19 protein-coding genes, 1 tRNA gene and 4 pseudogenes are annotated in these 21,241 nt (G+C 70.4%); 10 read left to right on the forward strand and 14 right to left on the reverse strand.

The window, feature by feature from the left end; genetic code table 11:
- Positions 1 to 264 precede the first annotated feature (264 nt).
- Complete coding sequence (locus ACZ42X_RS02300) at positions 265 to 891, reverse strand: TIGR04222 domain-containing membrane protein (protein WP_468283389.1); 627 nt, start codon at positions 889 to 891, stop codon at positions 265 to 267.
- A gap of 172 nt (positions 892 to 1,063) precedes the next feature.
- Between ACZ42X_RS02300 and ACZ42X_RS02305 the strand changes: the two are divergent.
- Both ACZ42X_RS02305 and ACZ42X_RS02310 read left to right on the forward strand, forming a co-directional pair.
- Positions 1,064 to 1,291, forward strand: a pseudogene (locus ACZ42X_RS02305) (alpha/beta hydrolase); the annotation flags it as partial.
- Positions 1,292 to 1,699: 408 nt separating this feature from the next.
- Positions 1,700 to 1,864 (forward strand): hypothetical protein, encoded by a 165-nt coding sequence (locus tag ACZ42X_RS02310; RefSeq protein ID WP_468283391.1) that lies wholly within the window; start codon positions 1,700 to 1,702, stop codon positions 1,862 to 1,864.
- 99 nt (positions 1,865 to 1,963) lie between these two features.
- Here ACZ42X_RS02310 and ACZ42X_RS02315 read toward each other — a convergent pair.
- Positions 1,964 to 2,037: transfer RNA gene (locus ACZ42X_RS02315), tRNA-Pro, on the reverse strand.
- A gap of 646 nt (positions 2,038 to 2,683) precedes the next feature.
- On the opposite strand from ACZ42X_RS02315, the gene ACZ42X_RS02320 reads away from it, so the two are divergent.
- Positions 2,684 to 3,880 (forward strand): acyl-CoA dehydrogenase family protein, encoded by a 1,197-nt coding sequence (locus ACZ42X_RS02320; RefSeq protein ID WP_468283393.1) that lies wholly within the window; start codon positions 2,684 to 2,686, stop codon positions 3,878 to 3,880.
- 609 nt (positions 3,881 to 4,489) lie between these two features.
- A complete protein-coding gene (locus tag ACZ42X_RS02325) occupies positions 4,490 to 5,665 on the forward strand; it encodes an FAD-dependent oxidoreductase (RefSeq protein WP_468283395.1) in 1,176 nt (391 codons plus the stop codon).
- On the opposite strand, the pseudogene ACZ42X_RS02330 reads toward ACZ42X_RS02325, so the two are convergent.
- Positions 5,637 to 5,945: pseudogene (locus tag ACZ42X_RS02330) on the reverse strand (transposase); the annotation flags it as partial. The gene ACZ42X_RS02325 and the pseudogene ACZ42X_RS02330 sit on opposite strands and share 29 nt — an antisense overlap.
- A gap of 652 nt (positions 5,946 to 6,597) precedes the next feature.
- Between ACZ42X_RS02330 and ACZ42X_RS02335 the strand changes: the two are divergent.
- A complete protein-coding gene (locus ACZ42X_RS02335) occupies positions 6,598 to 6,783 on the forward strand; it encodes a hypothetical protein (protein ID WP_468283397.1) in 186 nt (61 codons plus the stop codon).
- 145 nt (positions 6,784 to 6,928) lie between these two features.
- Here ACZ42X_RS02335 and ACZ42X_RS02340 read toward each other — a convergent pair.
- From ACZ42X_RS02340 to ACZ42X_RS02350, 3 genes and pseudogenes are all read right to left on the reverse strand, one after another.
- Positions 6,929 to 7,156: pseudogene (locus tag ACZ42X_RS02340) on the reverse strand (response regulator transcription factor); the annotation flags it as partial.
- A 29-nt stretch (positions 7,157 to 7,185) separates the two neighbouring features.
- On the reverse strand, positions 7,186 to 7,566 hold the full coding sequence (locus ACZ42X_RS02345) for a PIN domain-containing protein (protein ID WP_468283399.1): 381 nt from the start codon (positions 7,564 to 7,566) through the stop codon (positions 7,186 to 7,188).
- On the reverse strand, positions 7,563 to 7,820 hold the full coding sequence (locus ACZ42X_RS02350; protein ID WP_468284098.1) for a hypothetical protein: 258 nt from the start codon (positions 7,818 to 7,820) through the stop codon (positions 7,563 to 7,565). The genes ACZ42X_RS02345 and ACZ42X_RS02350 overlap by 4 nt, the downstream gene beginning before the upstream one ends.
- 220 nt (positions 7,821 to 8,040) lie before the next feature.
- On the opposite strand from ACZ42X_RS02350, the gene ACZ42X_RS02355 reads away from it, so the two are divergent.
- The gene (locus tag ACZ42X_RS02355) at positions 8,041 to 8,178 is read left to right on the forward strand and encodes a hypothetical protein (RefSeq protein WP_468283401.1); all 138 of its coding nucleotides are present in this window, start codon (positions 8,041 to 8,043) and stop codon (positions 8,176 to 8,178) included.
- Between the two features lie 84 nt (positions 8,179 to 8,262).
- Here the strand turns inward: ACZ42X_RS02355 and ACZ42X_RS02360 are convergent, their stop codons facing one another.
- Both ACZ42X_RS02360 and ACZ42X_RS02365 read right to left on the reverse strand, forming a co-directional pair.
- Positions 8,263 to 8,871, reverse strand: coding sequence for an Lsr2 family DNA-binding protein (locus ACZ42X_RS02360; protein ID WP_468283403.1), 609 nt, complete (start codon positions 8,869 to 8,871; stop codon positions 8,263 to 8,265).
- Between the two features lie 460 nt (positions 8,872 to 9,331).
- Positions 9,332 to 9,703: a hypothetical protein gene (locus ACZ42X_RS02365; RefSeq protein ID WP_468283405.1), complete on the reverse strand. Its 372-nt coding sequence runs from the start codon at positions 9,701 to 9,703 to the stop codon at positions 9,332 to 9,334.
- A 637-nt stretch (positions 9,704 to 10,340) separates the two neighbouring features.
- Between ACZ42X_RS02365 and ACZ42X_RS02370 the strand changes: the two genes are divergently transcribed.
- The gene (locus ACZ42X_RS02370) at positions 10,341 to 10,502 is read left to right on the forward strand and encodes a hypothetical protein (protein ID WP_468283407.1); all 162 of its coding nucleotides are present in this window, start codon (positions 10,341 to 10,343) and stop codon (positions 10,500 to 10,502) included.
- Positions 10,503 to 10,742: 240 nt separating this feature from the next.
- Positions 10,743 to 10,967: a hypothetical protein gene (locus tag ACZ42X_RS02375; protein ID WP_468283409.1), complete on the forward strand. Its 225-nt coding sequence runs from the start codon at positions 10,743 to 10,745 to the stop codon at positions 10,965 to 10,967.
- Between the two features lie 386 nt (positions 10,968 to 11,353).
- On the opposite strand, the gene ACZ42X_RS02380 is transcribed toward ACZ42X_RS02375, so the two are convergent.
- The 5 genes from ACZ42X_RS02380 to ACZ42X_RS02400 all read right to left on the reverse strand — a co-directional run bounded on the left by ACZ42X_RS02380 (position 11,354) and on the right by ACZ42X_RS02400 (position 14,695).
- Entirely contained in the window at positions 11,354 to 11,656 is a 303-nt protein-coding gene (locus tag ACZ42X_RS02380) for a hypothetical protein (protein WP_468283411.1), read from the reverse strand.
- Positions 11,657 to 11,866: 210 nt separating this feature from the next.
- Positions 11,867 to 12,178, reverse strand: a complete 312-nt coding sequence (locus ACZ42X_RS02385) for a cold-shock protein (protein WP_468283413.1) — start codon at positions 12,176 to 12,178, stop codon at positions 11,867 to 11,869.
- Between the two features lie 325 nt (positions 12,179 to 12,503).
- Positions 12,504 to 13,052: a hypothetical protein gene (locus ACZ42X_RS02390; protein WP_468283415.1), complete on the reverse strand. Its 549-nt coding sequence runs from the start codon at positions 13,050 to 13,052 to the stop codon at positions 12,504 to 12,506.
- Positions 13,031 to 13,933, reverse strand: coding sequence for a hypothetical protein (locus ACZ42X_RS02395; RefSeq protein WP_468283417.1), 903 nt, complete (start codon positions 13,931 to 13,933; stop codon positions 13,031 to 13,033). Before ACZ42X_RS02395 ends, ACZ42X_RS02390 begins: the two co-directional genes overlap by 22 nt.
- Positions 13,934 to 14,518: 585 nt before the next feature.
- Positions 14,519 to 14,695, reverse strand: coding sequence for a hypothetical protein (locus ACZ42X_RS02400; RefSeq protein WP_468283419.1), 177 nt, complete (start codon positions 14,693 to 14,695; stop codon positions 14,519 to 14,521).
- Positions 14,696 to 14,962: 267 nt separating this feature from the next.
- Between ACZ42X_RS02400 and ACZ42X_RS02405 the strand changes: the two genes are divergently transcribed.
- Both ACZ42X_RS02405 and ACZ42X_RS02410 read left to right on the forward strand, forming a co-directional pair.
- Positions 14,963 to 16,288, forward strand: coding sequence for an outer membrane protein assembly factor BamB family protein (locus tag ACZ42X_RS02405; RefSeq protein ID WP_468283421.1), 1,326 nt, complete (start codon positions 14,963 to 14,965; stop codon positions 16,286 to 16,288).
- 3,536 nt (positions 16,289 to 19,824) lie between these two features.
- Positions 19,825 to 20,370, forward strand: a complete 546-nt coding sequence (locus ACZ42X_RS02410) for an MOSC domain-containing protein (protein WP_468283423.1) — start codon at positions 19,825 to 19,827, stop codon at positions 20,368 to 20,370.
- 15 nt (positions 20,371 to 20,385) lie between these two features.
- Here the strand turns inward: ACZ42X_RS02410 and ACZ42X_RS02415 are convergent.
- A pseudogene (locus ACZ42X_RS02415) lies at positions 20,386 to 20,517 on the reverse strand (IS5/IS1182 family transposase); the annotation flags it as partial.
- Positions 20,518 to 21,241 lie beyond the last annotated feature (724 nt).

Below are 21,241 nucleotides of genomic sequence, written 5' to 3' on the forward strand. Positions count from 1 at the left end.
GCGCAGGCGTACCTCCACGGCCGACACCGACGACCACCCGCTCATCGCACTCTGCGGGACTGGGACCGTGCGGCGCCAGACCGCCGACCACGCCTCAGCGCGCTGCACGCCCCGCGCTCCCTTCCGAGCCTGGCCGCGAAACGATCAAGGGGCCGTTTCAGATTGCTCGGAAACGGCCCCTCGACCTGCGACGGCGAGCTGTCCCGTCAGACAACGTAGGGAAGTTTGAGCAATCCGACCCGTAGTGAACTGGCCTGTGAGACCTCACTCGCCACCTCCACCTCCGCCTCCCCCGCCCCCGCAGCTGTGGCCGCCCCCGCAACTGTGACCGCCGCCGGAGTGTGTGCCCGTATCCGGGCCGGGGCCGGGGTCGCCGAACAGGCGATTGCGCGTGCGTCTCGGAGGCCGGCCGGGACGGCCTGGAGCCGCCTGCGCGCGGCCGACCGGGCGTCGCACGGTCTCCTCCCGGAGCATGGTGCTTTCGACGAAGACGTACACCGGCATGCTCGGATCGCACTCGGCCTGTTGGAGGTGCCGCCGGCCCGCATGCGTCACCTTACGGTCCGCGCCCGCCACCAAGCCCCATGTGGCCAGCCCACGGGCGATCTCTTCGACCTCCGGGGAGCGTTGCAGGCCAGCGCGTACGGTGTCGATGCTCTTGGTGCGCCGGCAGAACGCAACCACAGCGCGCTCGACCGCATGCAGGGGTTGCTCCCCATCCACAGTGCGCACCTGCGCGGCGTGCACCACGAGCAGCCCGCGCCGGTTCAGGGCGATGACCGCGCTATCCACCACCCGCCGGGCCCCGCCCGCCAGGAACGCGACGTCATACACATCCAGAGCCCGCGTCTCGCCCGAGCCTCTTACGATCCACCGGAACACCCACCGCATACCAGACCCCCCGTTTTGGCCCACCTCACCTGGTGGCAGTGTCACCTGACGGCGCAGCGACCAACCGCCTTCCCGCCGTCTCAGAGCAAGACTTGAGCTACAGCCTTGGCCGCGGCCACGCCAACGCACTGGTCGCCCACACCCTGGCCGACAACGGCCCGGGGCATGGGGTTCGCAGGCCGCGACCTGGGGCCGCGTCCCCAAGACCTACATCCGCCTGGCCGACGACACGAGCCTGCCTCTCGCCTTGCAGGACCGGCTGATCCGCGAGGGCGACGAGCTGACCCCGGACAACCCGTACGACGTCCGCACACTGGCGGGAAGCCACCTGAAGTGGCTGGTCGACCCGGCGCCGGCGGCCCGCGTCCTGGCCGACCTCGCAACGCTCCCGGGCCTGTCCGCTCCGGCGCGAGCGGACAGGCGTGAGCGGAACGGTGGTGGAACTACGAGGAACGAGCGCACGTGTGGTGCGCACCCACGACCGCCCACGGCGCTGAGATCGGACACCGCTACCGGGTGACGGCCTCGGCCGAGGCCGTCACCCGGCCCCTGTGCCGGTCCACGGGTGGTCGGAGCCGGCCCGGGAAGACGTCCCCCACATCGAACCGGCCCCCGACACCTTTCCTTGCCGCCGTCCGCCATGGCGTGCCGCCCGGCGCCTGCCCGCACGACTGGATGCCGTGCTCATCGTCCTGAGCGGGCCGACCATGATCCAGTGGGACGAGGACCGCAAGCTTCTGCCCGCCTCCCTCAGGTACGAATGGCCCGTCGTCGTGGCCCGCACCGGCGCGGAGATCGACCACCAGCGGTGGCCGACCTCGGGAACATCGACACCACGAACTGGATCTGGACCGTACGGCGCCACCCACCCGACATGCACAAGATCACCGCTGCAGGCGCGGCCCTCTCGGCCCACCTCAGCGCGCTGCGCGCCCCCCGCTCCCTGCCAAGCCCGATCGTGATCTCCCGCTGACACGGTCAAGGGGCCTGGTCTCCAACTGGTCCCCAAAAACGATCAAGGGGCCATCTCAGATTGCTCTGAAACGGCCCCTTGACCTGCGACTCTCACAAGTCGGGACGACAGGATTTGAACCTGCGACCCCTTGACCCCCAGTCAAGTGCGCTACCAAGCTGCGCCACGTCCCGATACCCGTCTGACCTGGGGTTTCCCCCGGCCCGGCGTGCATGAGAACAATACCGCACTCCAAGCGATGATCACGAACCGCTTTCCAGATCGATCGCGCGTTCGAATCCGGCACCACCCCGCGCGTGCGCCACTCCCACGCGCCCCCGCGCATCCCGCGGGCGACCCCGTCACGCGACGTACGCCCCAGTGCGCCCCCACACGCCGGAGGTGCGCACGCCCCTCCCCCGGGCCATCGCGGCCACCACCGCGCAACGAAGCGCAGATCCCGCTCATCCACGGTAGGGATTCGGTCGGCACCCGCGCCAAATCGATCCGCCCCCGCCGTACGCCTGAGGCCCCTGTGAACCCAGAGGTCGGAATCCACCCCTCCGGGCGAGACGCACGCGAAAGCTTTGCCCTTGGCATGTGGCAGAAAGAAGCGCAGGGGGAATGGACCCCGGATAGGACCGGACAGGCCAGTACCACGGGAACCACAGTCCTCGTGAAACGTCAACCGACCGCGTTCTGGACAAAGTTGAGCATCGCACTGAAGGGTCGGAGACGATCAACACCATGAGGTGGTCGGCCTGTTCGGACGGGACCACTACCGATGCACCACCTGTTCTCATCACCCCGCGAGCAGGCGTTTCGCAGAGGAGGGCTCGCATGGACGGGTATTTCGCCAGTCGACTCCATCACCAACTACGGGAGGAAGTCAGGCACTTCGCGGAGACCGAGGTCCGGCCACTCATACCCGCCATGGAGGCGGCCCGGACGGTGCACCACGAGCTGTCCCGGCTCATCGCCCGGCAGGGCTGGCTGGGCGCGACGATCGGCAGGGACTACGGCGGGATGGGGGTGGGCCACCTCGGGAAGACGATCATCATCGAGGAGCTGTCCCGGGTCAGCGGTGCCATGGGCGCCATGGTGCAGGCCTCCCAGCTGGGCGCCGCCAAGATCGTGCACTTCGGCAGTGACGAGCAGAAGAAGACCTGGCTGCCCGCGATCGCGGCGGGTGACTGCCTGCCGACGATCGCGGTCACCGAGCCCGAGTCCGGCGGCCACGTCCTGGGCATGAACGCCACCGCCGTACGGGACGGCGACGACTACCTCCTCAACGGCCGGAAGGTGTTCGTCGGCAACAGCCACGTCGGGGACCTGCACGGTGTCGTGGTCCGCACCGGACCCGGTGCGAAGGGGCTCACGGCCTTCCTCGTCGAGCCCTGGCGTCCGGGCTTCCGCGTCGGCGACCAGAAGCCGACGATGGGCCTGCACGGCTTCGGCTTCGGTGAGCTGTTCTTCGACGACTGCCGCGTCCCGGCGGCGAACCGGCTCGGCGACGAGGGGGACGGGCTCGCCGTCGCGTACTCCTCCAGCGTGCTGTACGGGCGGGCCAACCTGACCGCCGTCTCGCTCGGCATCCACCGGGCGATCCTGGAGGAGACGACCCGCTTCTGCGAGGAGCGCCACCGCTACGGCGCCCCGCTGCACGAACTGCCGTCCGTCAAGCTCAAGCTGGGCCGGATCCAGTCCCGGCTGATGACCGCGCGGCTGGCCGCCTACCACGCGGTGCACCTGCTCGACCAGGGGCTGCCCTGTGACGCGGAGCTGATGAACGCCAAGCTCGTCAACGTCGAGTCGGCGCTGGACTCCGCGCGCGACGCCATGGAGATCCACGCCGCGGCCGGACTCTTCACCGACCGCCCCGTCGAGCGCTACCTGCGCGACGCGCACCACATCTTCGCCCCGGCCGGCACCTCCGACGTCCAGCTGCTGCGCCTCGCCGAGGTGGCGCTGGGCGCGTCGAAAGGCCAGTGGTCGGAGCGGCTCGCCGATGTCGTACGCATGGAACCCGCCCTGTAGCGGTGCCGCCGGAACGCGTAGTGTCCTCGAGGGGCTCGGGAGCCGCCCCTCGAGGCAGCCGGGAGGAGCAAGTGAGCGCGACGCACGGCCATCCCGCACCCCTGGGGCGCGCCTCCCGCTGACGCGAGGATGCGGTCGGCGACGGTGCCGTCGACCGGAGCGCCGGTCTCATCGATCTGCCGGGGCTGCTGGGTGCCGGTGTCGTTGGCGCGGGCGATCGCGCGCTTCAGGGCGACAGTCTGTACGGGCTTTTTAGCAGAGCGTTGCGGGCGCTGACTCCGCTGCGCCGGCCTGGCCCCCGCTGGCCGTCGGCCGACCCTCGGCCGGCCTCGACCATGCCGTGTTCGGCGAGCCAGTGCAGGCCCCGCGTCACGAGGACGTCGGACAGCTGCGTCTTATCGGCCTCGGCTCCGTACAGCGCGGTCCGCCAGTCCGGCCGATCCGCGAGCGGGCTGCGTTTGGCGATGGAGCCGGAGTAGAGCGTGCCGTCCAGCAGGCGCAGGTTCCACCCGGCGCCCCGCGCGCGGCACCCGGCCCGATGTCACACATCGCACCGCCCACCCGTCATCCCTGAGGAACGGCCACACACCCACCTCCGGGAGAGACACCATGCCCACCCTCATCACCATCGTCGGCGGCGGCTTCGCCGGGCTCACCGCCGCCATCACCGCCGCCGAAGCCGGCGCCCGGGTCACCCTGTACGAGGCGCACCGCACCCTCGGTGGACGGGCCCGCACCGCCGAGGGCCCGTACCGCACGAACGAAGGCCCCCACGCCCTCTACCACCGCGGCCCGCACTGGTCCTGGCTGGCGCAGCGAGGCCTGCTCGGGCCCATGGCGGCCGTGCCGCCGCGCGAAAGCGCCCGGTTCCGCTTCCACCTGGACGGCGAGCTGCGCCGCACGCCGCCCCTCGGCTTGCTCCGCCTGGCGCGCCGCAGGCCCGAACAAGCCCCGGTCGACGCGGACTTCGCCACCTGGTCGCAGCGCCTGACCGGCGGCCCCGCCGGCCGCGCCGCCGCGCACTTCGCGGCCGTCGCGCTGTTCCACCACGACCCCGGCTCGCTCTCCGCCCGCTTCGTGCAGGAGCGGCTGCGCCGGGCCACCGCGTTGCCGCCCGAGGCGCACTACCCGCGAGGCGGCTGGGGCCGGGTCATCGACCGGATGGCCGCCCGCGCCCGGAACCTCGGCGTACGCGTCGAAACCTCCGCCCGCGTGGACGCGCTGCCCGACCGTGACGGCCCGGTCGTCGTCGCCACGTCCCTGGACGCCGCCCGCCGCCTCCTCGGGGACCCGGCGCTCACCTGGCCCAGCGGGCGCACCGTCCTGCTCGACCTGGCGCTCCGGTCGCACCGCGGCGACCCGTTCGTGATCTCCGACCTGGACGCACCCGGCTGGCTGGAACGGTTCACCGCCCAGGACCCCTCCCTCGCCCCGGCCGGGCAGACCCTCCTCCAGGGCCAGTTCCCGATCGCCCCGCAGCAGTCCAAGGCGGACGGTGTCGCCCACGCGGAACGGCTGCTCGACAAGGGCTTCCCCGGCTGGCGCGAGCGCACCCTCTGGCGCCGCGAGGCCGTCGCCAACGGCCGTACGGGAGCGGTCGACCTGCCGGGCACCACGTGGCGCGACCGCCCGGCGATCGACCGGGGCGACGGGGTCCTCCTCGCGGGCGACCAGGTCTCGGCGCCGGGCGTGCTGACCGAGGTGTCGTTCACCAGCGCGATCAGTGCGGCGTCCCTCGCCCTGCGGGCCGCCCGCGTCACCCCGTCCCGCACGCCCGCGCCTTGACCTCAAGCGGACTTGAGGCTGAAGGCTCTCCCCGTACCGCACGAAACCGCGCGGAGCCGCGACACCGCGACGCCGCCGCACGCGCCCCACTCAGCAAGGGGGAGCCACCATGCGCGCATCCGCCTGCACGCCTTCGGCCCCGCCGAGCACCTCGCCTAGAGGAGGTGCCGGACCCCACGCCCGCCCCGGCCAGGTTCGCGTCGGCGGCCCAGCGGGCGAAACACCCGGGGACGGTCTGCCACGGGCTGAACCGCTCGGGCAGGTCCCTCCAGGGCAGACCGGCGCGGACACAGGTGGCAGCAGCGGTTCAATCACCGCCCACCGCGGCGTCAGGAATCTCCCCATCCGTCACCGGACCAACGAGGCCGCGGCGGCGGCCTCCGACATTTGCTTTCCTTCTTCAGCGGGGTGCGCTTCGCTTTCGAGGGATCGGTCCTGTTCTCGCCGTGGCGACATCGGCTCCGGTATCAGCAGGATGTGACCTGGAAGTCGAGTACACGGCGTTTCCCCTCCCAGTCGCCTCAGAGAGCGATCACGTCATGCACTTCTTACCTTCATCGCCGTCAGATCCGACCAGCGCGCATTCTTCTGTGATTGACCCCAGGGTAGCGGTGCACTGATGCGGGGAGGCCCACAGCCGTGGGGCTGTGGGGCTCCCCCACACTTAAGTAAGCCGGACTACTTCTTCTCCTTCTTGTAACGCCAATAACCAAGTAGGAATCCGACCACGAGAACGACGCCTCCGAGTATCCAAGTCGCCGCCGGGTTTCCTTGGAATCCGATTCCCGCTGCTTCGGTCATTTGTACCTCCTCAGAGCCAACTTCCGGTAATGCCGAAGCCCCCGAAGTAACCGAGGGCGTTGTAACCCAGGTCCAGCCCAAGTGGCACAGGCTGGTGCCGAGCCGCCGCTCGAACCGTAAGCGCCTGAAGCGTGCAGGAGGCTCTGAACGCCGGGCGGCCCGGCCTCGGCCCCGCGGTGCTCGACGAGGCGGCGGCGGTGGCCGCTGCGGCCCGTCACTCGGTACCGGAGGCGGAGGGGAAGGCGGCGCTGGCCGTGGTGTCCGCGTCGGGGTCACCGATGGTCCCGTCCTTCTCCCACGAGCTGACGGCGGGTTGACCGCGGAGGGCGAGCACCCTCTTCGGCGACCTGACCCGCCGGTCCCGGGAGCTCGGGGTGGTGACTCCGCTCCTCGGCCTGGCCACCTTGCACCTGCGGGTCCACCATCGGCGGGCCCCGGCCGGTGGCGAGGACCGCGTCCCGGTCAGTGCGGAAGGCCGTCCGAGCCTGAGGTGATCAGACCCGTCTCATACGCCGCGATCACCGCCTGCGCGCGGTCGCGGAGGCGGAGCTTCGACAGGATGCGGGCGACGTGGGTCTTCACCGTGGCCTCGCTGAGGTGAAACCGGGCGGCCAGTTCGGCGTTGCTGAGACCGCGCGCGAGGTCTTGGAGGACCTCGAGCTCGCGCGGCGTGAGCGTGGACAGGTTACGGTCGCCTTGTCGTACGAGCCGCTGCCGGCTCAGGGGGTCAGGTCAAGTACGCGGACCGGCTCCCCCGCCCACCGGTCGGGGGCGGTGGTGGCGATGATCGCTCCGTCGGGTCGATCCGCGGTCGGTTGCGCCGCGTACTGGCTGTGGGCGGCGGCCCAGGTCTCCTGCCGTGCGAGGGCAAGGGCGCCGGGCAGGTCCAGCTCGAGGACGGTGACGCCGGGCAGGGAGGCCAGGTGCTCGGCCGTGCCGGGCCGGACGCGGTCGGCTTCGACCAGCGCGCACGCCGGGGCGTACAGGAACCAGCCCGCTTCGGCGTGGGCGCGGTGGATCAGGCGGGAGGCGAGGACGTTGCCCTGGCCGGCCGCGGTGATCGCGGTGTCGTCCAGGACGATGTGCACGGCATCGCTCACCGGGCGGCCGCCTGCGCCAGGCGTCGGTCCAGCTCGCTGTCCAGCTCCTGCTCCTCGGCAGCGGTCGGTGCGTATCCGGTCCACTCCTTGAGTGCGGCCCGTGCCTTCTCGGCCCGCTCGGCCCGCTCGGCCGGGGTCAGCAGCGTCTCGGCCAGACGCGCCAAGTAGGCGCGCAGGGACATCCCCTCAGCTGCAGCTATGGCGGCCAGCCGGTCCTTTGCTTCCTCGGGGATGCGGACGTTGGCGTCGGACATCATCATGCTCCTGCTCCCCATGGGTACGGGTACGTACCCGTACCCTACTCTGTACACGCCCGGGTCACCGTGTCAACGGTCGGCGGGCTCTTGGCGCTTGGTTGGGCGCAGGTACCTCCTTCCTGCGACCCAGGGGAGCAGAGCTCAGGCGGCGATGCTCAGGTCCGCCGCGGTCACCGCCACGCTGGGGCGAGCCGTGGCCTTGAGCCGCATCCGCTCCTTGACCACGTCTGCTCCCTCGAAGGTCTTCCAGTACGGGTGGGTGGAGACGGTCGTGGCCAGCGAGGCACTCCTGGCGCAGCCGGGCGACGGCGGCCTGCTGCTCGTCGGTCCATCTGGGGTTCCTGGGCTCCGTTGACCTCGATGGTGCGGCGGGTTTCGGTACGGGGGGCCAGCTGCCCATGCCTGCCTTGGCGCAGTCAGGCAGGGAGGCAATCTGTTGTCAACCGTCGCCGCGCTGCTCCCAAGCCCGGACGATCTCGGGAGGAATACGTCCGCGGTCCGGGAGTTCGTACCCGTTGGCACGTGCCCATGCCCTGATGTCTTTAGGGCTCGTTGCGGCATCTTCTGTGCTGACCCGCACGCTGGGGCCGCGTTCTGGTGGGGCCGGGGAGAACACGGGCCCTGCAGTGGGAAGCGTGCGAGGAAACATGGGGACTTGCGCGGACCCCTGCAGGACGGCGAGGATGAATTCGCTAATCTTCCCCTCGAATGTGAACCAGCCGCCGCGCATGGCGTGATTGACCGTAATTTTCCAGGAATCCGGATCTTCGACGGGATCCGTGATCCAGAAAATGTAGTCGCCGTTTCCTGCGACACCTGCGGCCAGAAGATTTTCTACATTGCAGGGAAGTGGCTCGGCATGCAGGTCGGCCTGCCATATCTGCTTGATCTGTTCGCGCAGGCGTCTCGGCATGGGACCGGTCAGGCTGTATTCTTCGTGCCCTCCGGGCTGGTAGAGGGTGATGAAGTTGTTGAATTCACCGCACCCATAGAGATCTGCGACCTGCTTGTAGTCGTCAGGCAGGTGCAGCCCGACAGACTGCTCCACTTCGTCCCAATCGTGACGGCTGGGCTCCGAGGGTGGCGGGCACAGCTGAGTCAGAGCAGGGATCGCAGCCATACATTCTCCAGGGCGTTAGGGCCGCGGCTCGTCATGGACAGGATTGTCAATCCAGTCCTCGATATCAAACAGGAGCTTTTTGTTCTCGCCTTTCTTGCGTCCAGGCTTCGACCTGGACGCTCTGCGGAGGCGAGTCCGAGGTCATCGTTCGCGTAGTGAAGGAAGACATTGTAGGTGACTACTTCTCCCTTCTCCTTCGCAGCCTTGCAGATCTGTCTTTCGAAATTGCTCATCTCCGGACTGTTCATGGGATTCTGCGTGATCGTGCACAGGTTCTCCGGGCCGGCCTCGTACGACGGCAGACGAGGACGGCATCGATGGCCGAGGCAGAGCGCGGTCCTCCGCCGCCGGAGCATCCACCGTCGGGCATCGTGACCGGTCTACGCGCTCAGGCGGCGGTACTCAGGTCCGCCGCGGTTACCGTCACCTCGGCGCGGGACGCGGCCTTGAGCCGCATCCTCTCCTTGACCACGTCCGCGCCCTGGAAGCCCTCCCAGTACGAGTGGGTCGTGACCGTCTCGGACAGCTCGAGGCACTCCTCGCGCAGCCGGGCGGCGGCCTTCTGCTCATCGGTCCATCCAGGGCTCGATTCCCGGCCTCCGGTGACCTCGCCGGTATGAGGGTGCTCCGTACCGGGCCAGCCCTCCATGGGCTCCACCGACCACGGCAGGGACCGCAACAGCGCCGAAAGCTCCGCGGTTACCTGGTGGAGGCGGGTCTGGGCGGCGAGCAGGTCGCCGGGGAAGGAGGCCTCAGCCATAGCCAGAATGATACGTGCGTTCGAATCTGATTCGCCTTCCGGCACGCCGGTGTCCGCCAGGTCCTGAGGAGCGCGCTCGTTCTCTGTAGCGAGCGTGGGCTCGTCGACCGGTTGCGCCGGCAGCCAAGCAGCAGGGGCCGGACGGGCAGTTGGCTCTGCAGTCGGCGGGACGGTGGGCTGTACCGCCTGGCCACACCGGGGAGCGCCGATCTCGCACTCCCCGGACCGTGGCCGGAGGGTGCTCGGCGACACAGGCTGCGGCGCCACTGCGAGCTCCGCCGTAGCTGGGTGTACGGGCTGCCGTGGCCCGTCGACAGTGATTGAAAGCTGTGCGAGGCCGCGCCGGGACAGCGGCGCGCTCGGCGTCCACGTTTCGTCTCCGAAGCAGCAGGACAGCTCCGCCTCCTCACCCGAGAAGTGGATCGCGTCGCCAGGTTCGACGACTCCCTCGGCTGGTGGTTCCTCGATCGGCCGGTACTCGACCTTCCACCGGGGTCACCGTCCGAGAGAACTTCGCCAAGGAGCGGGCCGGGATCCTGGACGACTTCCTCCGGGCGCAGCGGCGGGCCACCGACCATCTGCGCGCCCTTCCGGTCGCCGCCGCTGACACGTCCGCGACCACCACGCCGACGCCACCTTGACCAGCGAACCCAACCTCGCCGAGCTCCACCAGGCCGGCCTGCGCCCCGGCGCCACCGGACGGAAGTCCGCGGCCGCGCTCGTCCACCCGCTCACCCCGCGCGGCATCCTGGCCACCGCCGCCAGCGTCGCCGCGGGCCTCCGCGGCCCCGGCGCCTGACACCGCACCGCCGCCCTCACCGCCGTCTGCGCGGCCGCGTACCTCGCCGGCGGCTGGCCCGCCTTTGTGCGCGGCGTCGCAACACCCGCGGCTGACGCCGGCCGAAGGGCGGCGGTGGAAGCTGCGGGGCCTCACTGAGGCCCTGTGAAGCGACTTGTGGTGTGCCTGCGTGGCGCACCAGGGGCTGGCCGGTGGGCTGAGAGAGGCCCGGGGGCGGGTGCCGCACGGCATCGCGCGGGGGTGACCGCGCCACCGGACCGTCTGGACCTGCCCGCCCGTCGACGCCGTCACGCGCGGTTGATCGCCGCCCTGACGACGCTGATCGGCGCATGTGCCGACGCAGCGGCGGCGGTGTATCAGCCGATCGCCGCCGCCCCGCCCGGCCGGAAGGCCGTAGAGGTATCCACCTTGCCGTGCATCCAGTTCGCCGAGGTGACCTCGCGCCAGTCCGCAACCTCCGCATGACCGGCCCGCCCGGGTGCCGCGGGCCCAGGGGGGCCGGGCTCTGCCCTGCACCCCGCGGCCGCTCGGGGGCAGGGCGTCCCGCAGCCCCGGTAAACGCAAACCGCCCCGGGAGGCGGTTGACGTGCCGCACATCCGCCGGCAGAAAAGGCCGCCGTCACAGGTTCGCGCGCCGCCCTGCATCAAGCGCCGGCCCGACCACGGCTCTCCGGGCATCGTAGGGCGATGCGCGGAGAGCCGGTGCGCGTCAGGAGTCGTACGCGATGTCGAGATCGCTTGAGAAGGCGGTGCTGTCTTCGGCGGCAGGCCCATCTTGTGCCGAGGATGACTTGCTGATCCCGTCGAACAGCGAGTAGTTGAAACGGAAGCCGAGGTTTGCGGTTCCGGTCTTAACCGCCCACCTTCACGCGGAAGGTGCAGTTCCCGTACAGCGTGTAGTCCTTGTTACGCCGGTTGTTGGGAACCGACGAGTGCCAGAAGTAGTCGACGGCGACGTTCGAGTGCTTGTCGTGGTAGGGCAGCTGCATGTGTCCGGCCGAACACGTCATCTTCCCCGTCGCGATGGCCTGCACCTGCTTGGACGTCCGGAAGGACCAGGCCATGGGGGCAGGCTTGCCCACGGTTCCGGCCATGTTCACCTGCCCGGTGAAGGTGCCGTTGGAGTCCGTCTTCGTGTAGGACGGGGCAGACATTTTGAAGGTGTGCTTCCCCTGGTTGACGCCGGCCTGGGCAGGCACGGCACCGAGAGCGAGAACAGCGGCAAGGGCCGTCGAGCCGACCACGGCTGCCCTCTTCGTGGATATGGAGAACACGAGAATCCTGTCTGTGAGCGCACGGCAGAAGAGACCAGGCCCCTGCCAGGCGTGACGGATAGGACCGATTCGGCAGGTGCCGACGCGCGGTCAGGAATCGAAGCGGATGTCCAGGCCGGACGAGAAGCCCGGCCCGCTGTCTTCGTCGGACCGGCGGTGCGATCCGGCCTCCGGCCAGATACTCACGGCGCGCCAGTGGTACTCGTCCTGCTCGGCCCGCTCGGCCGAGAAGGTGACGGACTGGCCGACGGTCAGCTCACGAAACCCCTCGGCCTGAATGACCGAGAAGTGCGCCCACACCCTGGCCGGAAGGGCGTCGGAGGCGAGCACGCCCCATCCCTCTTCGCTGTGCCACTCCAGCACGCGGCCGGTGAACACATCTCCAGACGTGGTCTCGGGCATGGGCGTCCCCCCTGTTCAAAGGCCGCCTCGCCTTTCGGCACGCACTGTGGTCAGCAGCGCTCAACCGAATCGATCACGAACCTAACAGATATGCACTGTCGCAGGAATGCGGTACTTGTGTGACCTTCGTCCGGGTCGCCGCGCCGCCGACAGCAGCGTCGCGGCGGCCTACCGGTGGGTTCAAGACGGCGACGGGCTCGCGCTCCCCGCGATCACGCCGTCTTACGCAGCGCGGCTCCGCGGGCGTGCGAGCTGATGATCGCGGCCGCCAACGAGAAGGTGCAGGGCGCGAACGTCCGCAGCCTGCACGTCCTGCCACTCGCGCTCACGGCGGCGGATCCCGCCACGGCGGCAGCCCACCCACCTCCGCCGGCCGAACAGCGCCTGGTGGTCGCTCAGGAAGCAGCTCGCCGTACCGGTCGATGTGGTCGAACACCAGCTGGTGGTCGGCGGCGGCGCGGTTGCGCCAGTCCAGGACCTGCTCCCGGGTGAGCTCCTCGAGGACCAGCTCCGGGTCGTCGTCGATGTCGGCGGCCTCCGGCTGCGGAGCGGGTGCGACGGCGGCCGGACGCGGCGCGGGCAGCACGACCGGGGCTACCGGCTCGTCCACGACGACATCGGCCGGCTGCGCGGCCCCGGCTGCGGCGCGGGCCTTGGCAGCGGCGGCCCGCTGCTCCCGGATCTGCTCCCACCGGCGGGCCTTGGCCCACGCTTCGGCCGTCACGTCCTGGTGCAGCCGCTGCTCGACGGCCGCACGACGCTCGCTCTCGGAGGCGCCGGGCATCGCGGCGTCGACGGCGGCCGCGACCGCGCGGCGTCGGGCACGACGACCGCCGGGCCTTTCGGCAGGGGTCAGTGCTCCGGCAGTTCCCATGAAGCGAACCAGTGGGGGAACGGTCCGGCGGAGGGCGGGAAGGCGAACGGCGGGGTGCGGTCGGTGAGCAGGCGCAGCACGAACTCGCCGGTACCGCAGTCGAAGCGCTGCCACTCACCGTCCAGGTACTGCACCAGGACTGGCCAGTCGTCGGGACCGGCCGGTCCGGTCAGCCAGTGGAAGGTCAGCTCCTGCTCGGAGGTCCCCCATATGAGCACGCCGCCGGGCGCGGGGTGGACGGGGTACGGCCGGTACAGGTCGGCGTACCGCGCCATGCCCCGGCCCCAGGAGACCAGATCCGTGCCCAGCGCACCCGGCACCAGCAGGTCCAGGTACTCGTCGAAGCTGCCCGCGCCGAAGGCGTCGACGATGTCCTTGTAGTCACCGGGCAGCGCGGTGCCCAGCGCGGCCTCCGTCGCGGCCCAGTCGACGCCGCGCCGATCGGGCTCCGTCCACCCGGTGACCTCCCGCAGCAACTCCACCCACCCGACACCGGGCGGGCGGGTGAACGCGCGCCGGGCGAGGACCGCGACGCGGCGCGGGCCGTCGGCGGTGGCCGTCACGCCGTATCCGAACCAGTGCTCGGTCAGCACCCACCCGCGCAGCTCAATCAGCCCGCCCTCGCCGCCGATGGGGAGCCCGCCGTCCCCGCCCACCGGCGGACCGTCGGGCACCCCAGCCGCCGTACCCCCGACGACCCACGCGCGTACAGGCAGACCCGCCCCGTCGACCACGTCCGCGGCGACGCGCTCCAGCTCGGCCAGATCCTCCGCGTCACTGGGCACACAGACATGCCCTGCCCCATGAGTGGGCAGCGGGCAGTGCAGTTCAGGCGCACGCCAGGCGTCGTGCAGACGGGCGCGCAGTGCGGAGGCGTCCATGCGGCCAAGTGAACAGCACGGCACTGACAACGCGAGTCATACGGCCCGGATGGCACCCGGCCTTCCCGGCGCGACGATCGGCGCCCCGCGTTGGCAGCCTCGGCCTACGGTCGCACGCGGCGTTCGAGGTGGATGGCCGTGCAGACGGCGACCTTGCCCGCAGCGCCCAGGGGTCGAACGGTTTGCTGATGTCGTTGACCGCGCCAGTCCGTCCTTCTCGCGCGGGCCTGGCGCAGCGCGGCGGCCTCTGTCGCCGCGGCCTGGCGGCGGCGCGCTGTGCGCGGGTCTGCTCGATCGGGGCCGGCGCGTCGTCCGGAACGATCCCGGGCTCGGGGAACGCACGGCGGCTCAGTCCCCGCAGCGCGGCGATTTGCCGCTCCACCGCATCCGCGATGGCCTGGTCGGCACGGGGCGGCGGCACGGTGCACCGCGATCGCGCGGTGGTAGAGCCCTCCGACGGAGCGGGGCGCGGCACCGGGACGCCGGGCGTGGTCAGCCCGTGGCGGCGGTGGGTGACGAACACCGGGTCGCGGGTACGGCCCTTCAGCAGTCGGGGCAACGCCAGCAGCTGACCGGCGGGGGCGGTCAGGAGGCCGGCCGCATCGAGCGCAGTCGGTCGGCGATGTCGTACACGGTCAGCCGCAGCCCGCGGACATCGCGAATCAGGTCCTCCCACGGACCGAAGGAGTCGTCGACACCCTTCCCGGAGGCCCGGATGTACGCCACGGCGACGCCGTATGGGCCCAGTAGTACCGAACTCACTGCCCCTCGCCCGGCGCGGCACCGCGATCCTCATGACGGCTGACATCGGCGACACCCGACCTTCCGCTGCGACGAACATCAGTCCTCGCCTATCGTGCTCTGATGTCTCAGCAGCCTTCCGTGCCTGGCGGCCCCTACGGGCCGCCTCCCGGCATACCACCGCAGGATCCCGCCGCATCGTATGCCGGGCATCTCGCCGGCCCGTATGCTCCCGTGCCGCCCTATCCCCCTCAGCCTCCGCGCAGTCGGCGCCGGGGCCGCCTTGCCGTGATCATCGCAGCGGTGGTCACCGTTGCGGCCCTGGTGGCAGGGACGGCGTTGTGGGCCATGCTGTCCGCTGACACCCCCGGAAAGCCGTCGGACGTCCAAGCCTCGGCGTCCTCGTCGCCGAAGCCCACCGGCCCGGGGCTCCTGTGGGTGGCCATGCAGCCCGAAGCACCCGTGCCAGCGGGAGACGGGGCCTGGCTGACACCTCATGTGTACGCCACCGGTGCTCCTAAAGCAGTTACCGGCTACCACCCGGTCAGCGGCAAAGTCCTATGGAACGTGCCGTTGACGGGTGCCATCTGCGCCGCCTCCGACACCAAGACAGCCGCGGGACTGATTGCGGTGACGTATGCGCTCCCGGAGAGCGTCGCGGGACGATGTACCGAGATCGCCGTCATCGACCTGAACAAGGGCACCATGGTGTGGCACAGATCCATCCCCGAGGCAAAGGTCAAGGAGGGCTTCCGCACCTCCGTCGCGATCAGCGACACCATCGTCGCGGCCGGATGGGAGGAGTACTCGGTCGGCTACCAGACCGCCACAGGCACGCCCCTGTGGACCACGCCGACATCCGGATGCCAAGGCGAGGACCATCGGGGAGTGGTCAGCGGGCAAAAGGTGGTCTCCCTCGCCCGGTGCGGCTCCATGCACAAGGTCGGTGAGCGCGACCCGGCGTCGGGCAAGATGCGATGGCGGTTCAGCGTGCCGGATGCCACCGACGCGTGGCTCGTCTCCGCCGATCCTCTTGTCGTCGGGATCAGCACCAACCCGGAACTAGGTTTGGGCAATGCCAACGGCGTGCTGGTGATCTCGCCGGCCAACAAGCTCCAGGCCGCCATCGACCTCGGCGACAAGTACCAGGCGGGCTGCGAGTGGCTGGAGTCGCGCTGTGGCAAAGTCGTCGTCACCCAGGACAGCTTCTACGTCACCTCCCGCATCCCCGGGTCGCCAGAGGCGGACGAGATCGCGGCCTTCGACATGCGCTCAGGCACACGGCGCTGGAACGTCCAGCTGAAGCAGTGGCCCGAGCAAAGGGTTCTCCCCATCACCGCCGACGCCACCGGCAACCTTCTCGCGTACGTCCAGGCCCGGGGCAACGTGGGAAGCAAGATCGTCAGCCTGTCCGCGCAGACAGGCAAGCACACCGTTCTGCTGCAGATGCCGGACGGAAAGACAGCCGTCGACAACCAGCCGGACTACCGGATGATGAGCGAGAAGGGCACCGACTACTTTCATTACCAAAACGGGCGGCTCTACCTGCACTCCAAAAGCGCCGTCCCCACCTACAGAGGAAAGGTCATGAACCTCGTCCTCAGCACGCGCTAAGAGAGCGGGACCGACGAAATGCGGCTCATCAGGTGCCGGTATGCACAGGCGGAGTCACCAGGCCGTACGCCCACCGCTTGTTCGTCGTCGCTCGCGCCTCGCTGGGTTCCCAGATTGGGATCGCCGGGTCTGCACGAAGCTTGGGCCGCCCCTGGCAGGGGAACTCGGAGGCCAGCGCCAGGCCTTGGCGGCCTCCTCGGTAGCGGTGGAGGGCTGGTTGCGTTGGCGGGCACGGCCGTGGACGGCGCGCACGGAACTCCCCCGGCCTGACCGCCGGGGGTCCTCCCGTTACGGATCACCTGCTTAGCGGGGGCGGGGCCAGGGTTTCTGCCTTTCCCAGTGCGGCAAGGGCGGTCTGCCAGTGGCCGACTGCGGCCGCTTCGGCCGCCTGCGCCAGCAGTCCGGCTACCCGGACTGGATCCTGCGCGAGGCCACCGACCGTGGCCGCCATCTTCCGTACGCCCCGCGCGTGGAGGCGAAGGGCCTCGGAGAGGAGCTCGGCTCCCGCCCGGGCCCCACCGAGATAGGGGAGACCCACAGGGACAGGTGCTCGCGCACGATGGCCTGGGGGCGCCGGTTGTCCAGGAGCGTTTCAGAGCGCGGTGCGTCGGCGTGGGCGGCGGTGACGCGTCCGGACCCGGTGGCTATCAGGGGCTGGTGGGCGTGGCTCAGGTGCGGTACCAGGGTGGCTGGCCGTCCAGCCCGTCCCGGCACGTGCGGGACTAGTCCGTGGTTGTCGCCGTCCACGAACACCGCCAGGAAGTCGTCCCCGCACGCGCGGGGGTAGTCACCGTGCGACTGGAACGGCAGGCCAGGGCAGCCATCGTCCCCGCAACGCACGTGGCGGTAGCCCGGCGCCGGCCGCCGAGCCGAAGCTGGAGAAGGAGTGGTCCCCGCGCGCGGGGGTAGTCCGTCGTGCTGCTCCTGGACGACACCGACGAGCCCGTCGTGCCCGCGGACAGCCCGGTGCCGGCAGCTGCCCGGGCTGTGCGTACTGCAGCATCTGTCGGATGGTGGGCCGGGTCCAGCATCCAGGCCGCTGGCGCTGGTTCCGTCGCACGAGACAGGAGCGCACGGTATGTCCGACAGCCGTATCGCTTGCATGGGGTCGGCAGTTGACCGGGTCCGGTCCACTGGTGTGGGTTCCTCCGTACAGTGGATCCGCACCGTCAGCTCCATGCCGTCGCCTTGCCGCTGCGGCTGCCGAATCTGCCGAAGTGGCCGCACCACTGGCATTAGTGCAGGTCAAGAAGTGTCGTCCCCGCGCCCGCGGGGGTAGTCCCCGTGCGACTGGAACGGCAGGCCAGGGCAGCAATCGTCCCCGCAACGCACGCGGCGGTAGCCCGGCGCCGGCCGCCGAGCCCAAGTTGGAGAAGGAGTGGTCCCCGCGCGCGGGGGTAGTCCGGCGACCAAGGCCGCGGGCGTTTTCCGCAACATGTCGTCCCCGCACGCGCGGGGGTAGTCCCCGGGTCACGGGTGAGGTTGTCGTGGCCGTGCCGTCGTCCCCGCAGGCGCGGGGGAGTCCGAGGACCGCGAGCAGCGCGCCGCCCACACCCCGGTCGTCCTCGCACGCGCGGGGGTAGTCCGACGGACCTCGCCGAGGCCGCAGCCACCCTGGCCTCGTCCCCGCCCCGCGGGGGCAGCAGGCATGATGGGGGCGGGTGTCCTCCACCGCGGCGCCGTACAGTGGATCCGCACCAAAACTGACATGTCATCGGCTTGCTGCTGTGACCGCCGAATCTGCCGAATGAGCGTCGGCCGCATTGCCGGCATCAGTGCAGGTCAAGAAGTGTCGTCCCCGCATGCGCGGGGGTAGTCCCTGGAGCGGGTTGCCCAGCGCCAGCGGCACGGCGTCGTCCCCGCATGCGCGGGGGTAGTCCGCGGGTGGGGGAGTACATGTGCGGCTGGCGTACTTCGTCCCCGAACGTGCAGGGCACGCCCGGCGCCGGCCGCGGAGCCGAAGTCGGAGGAGGAGTGGTCCCAGCGCGCGGGGGTAGTCCGCCCGCCGAGCAGACCACCGCCGCCACCGGAGTGTCGTCCCCGCACGCGCGGGGGTAGTCCCTTGGCCACGGCGACCTTCGTGGCGCGCTGCAGGTCGTCCCCGCGCCCGCGGGGGTAGTCCGCCGAAGGCCTCGCTCGCCTGCCACATGATCGAGTGGTCCCTGCACCGGCGGGGGTAGTCCCGTGCCGGACGTGATCGTTACGTTCACGCCCACGTCGTCCCCACACGCGCGGGGTAGTCCGACCCTCTCGCCTGCGGACCATGTCGCGATGGAGTCGTCCCCGCACGCGCGGGGGTAGCCCCAAGGAGCACGATCATGAGCGCCACCACCCTGAGTCGTCCCCGCACGCGCGGGGGTAGCCCTCGGTCGGCCTCCAGGCCGGGCACCTTCTTCATGTCGTCCCCGCACGCGCGGGGGTAGTCCGGAGTACGCGGCGGCGCGGCGCACCACGTTGAAGTCGTCCCCGTACACGCGGGGGGGACTCCCCCGTGCGGCGAGATCGCGCTCATGCCCTGGGAGTCGTCCCCGCTCGCGCGGGGGTAGTCCGACGAGGAGGCCGAGCCGGCGGGAGGCCCCTTGTCCCCGCACGCGCGGGGGGGTAGTCCCCGCGCCAGCTGCGTAGCCGGTCGTGCGGCTGGTCGTCCCCGCGCGCGGGGGTAGTCCGTCGTGCTGGACGACACCGACGAGCCCGTCGTGCCTGGGGACAGCCTCGGTGCCGGAAGCTGCCCGTGCTGTGCGTACGGCAGCACCTACCCGGTGGTGGCCGCGTCCAGCGCCCAGGCAGCCGGTGCCCGCTCCGGCAACACGAAACCGGTGCGCACAGCATGCCCGACAGCCGTATCGGTTGCAGCAGGTCGGCAGTTGACCAAGCCTGTCCCACTGGTGTGGGGTTCCTCCGTACAGTGGATCCGCAGCACCAGGTACACGCCGTCCCCTGGCCGCTCAGCCGCCGAATCTAGCCGAATGAGAATCGGCCGTACTGCCGGCATCAGTTCAGGTCAAGAAGTGTCGTCCCCGCGCCCGCGGGGGTAGTCCCTCCCCGCCTTCCCGGGACCGGGGCCTCTGGCAGTCGTCCCCGCGCCTGCGGGGGTAGTCCCAAGTTCCAGGCCTAGGTCAAGAACAGCAGCTGGTCGTCCCCGCCTGCGCGGGGGTGGTCCCAGCAGCGGCAGGGAGTCGGGCAGGGTGTACTCGTCCTCCCCGCACGCGCGGGGGTGGTCCCCAGATCCGCCCGCAGCGGACGAGGCCTAGTGTGTCGTCCCCGCACGCGGGGGTAGCCCCGTGCTCGTGGAGCGGGCGGATGGGACCCGGGCGTCGTCCCCGCACGGGCGGGGGTAGCTCGCCGGGCTCCGACCCTGGCCGGAGAGGTGCTCTAGGGGCTGTCTCCTTGATGTTCACTGAGGGACGGTGCCGGTTGGGTGCCGGGCCTGACGCATCCTCCCCATGAGTTGTGCTCACTGCATGCCTCCCCTACGAGCCTGGCTGCACCGCCTCTATGATCGACCGGCCGCAGAACGACAACGGGGTGGAGGCGTGATGCCTGGTCGGGTCGCCGCAGTGAGCCGTAACGAGACGTACGCGTTCAGCAAGCCCAATCGCGATTCCATCACGTTGCTCACGGGGCTCGGTGTGGAAGGAGACGTTCACGCAGGGGAGACGATCCGCCACCAGTTCCGCATGACCTACGAGCCGGACCTGCCCAACCTGCGCCAGGTCCACCTGATGCACGAAGAGCTCTTCGACGAACTCGCGCTCAAGGGCTTCGAGGTCTCGGCGGGCCAGCTCGGTGAGAACATCACCACGCGCGGGGTGGACCTGTTGGGCCTGCCCACCGGCGCTCTGCTCCATCTCGGGGAGCAGGCGGTGCTTGAGGTGACAGGACTGCGCAACCCGTGCTCGAAGATCAACGATTTCCGCAAGGGGCTGCTCAGTGAGGTCTTCGACATCGACCCCTTGTCCGGCGAGTTCGCCTTCAAGTGTGGCGTCATGGCTGTGGTCCGCCGTGGAGGGACCATCCGCCCCGACGATTCCATCCGGGTCGAGCCCCCGCCCCTCCCCCACCGCCCGCTGGAACGGGTCTAGCTGTTTGTCCCGTGGTCATCGGCGTGCCCAGATGAGGATGGCGACGAGGTGGAGTGCGGCCTGGTAGGCGATCACACGCTTGCCCGTTCGCGTAGCCAGGCCTCGCCCCTGCTTCAGGTGGTTGACGCACCGTTCAACGGTGTTGCGCCACCCGCGGGGTCGTCCCCGTGGAGCAATTCGCAACGCGGCCGTTCCCCCATCGTCCCCGCGACCGCGGGGGTAGCCCGCCGGGCCGCAGCGTCGCGGGCTTCGGCAGCTCGTCGTCCCCGCACGCGCGGGGGTAGTCCCGCCACCAAGAAGGACAGCCGCTACCTCGCGATGTCGTCCCCGCACGCCCGGGGGTAGTCCCCTGGACCACGGCGACAAGGACAGCGTGGGTGTGTCGTCCCCGCATGCGCGGGGGTAGTCCGGCGCTGGCCGCGGAGCCGAAGCCGGAGGAGGAGTGGTCCTCGCGTGCGGGGGGTAGTCCGTCGTGCTGCTCCCGGACGACACCGACGCGGTCGTCGTGCCTGGGGACAGCCTCGGTGCCGGGAGCTGCCCGTGCTGTGCGTACGGCAGCCCCTGCCGGGCGGTGGCGCGTTCTGCGTCCCGGCAGCCGGTGCCGGTTCCGTCTACGAGACCGGAGCGCACGGTATCCCCGACAGCCGTATCGCTTGTATGGGGTCGGCAGTTGATCGGGTCCGGTCCACTTGTGTGGGTTCCTCCGTACAGTGGAGCCGCACCGTCAGCTCCATGCCGTCGCCTTGCCGCTGCGGCTGCCGAATCTGCCGAATGAAAAGTGCCCGCATCGCTGGCATCAGTGCAGGTCAAGAAGTGTCGTCCCCGCGACCGCGGGGGTAGTCCCTCGGCCCGGCCCGACCCATCACGGCGG

Source organism: Streptomyces sp. NPDC030862 (assembly GCF_055571835.1).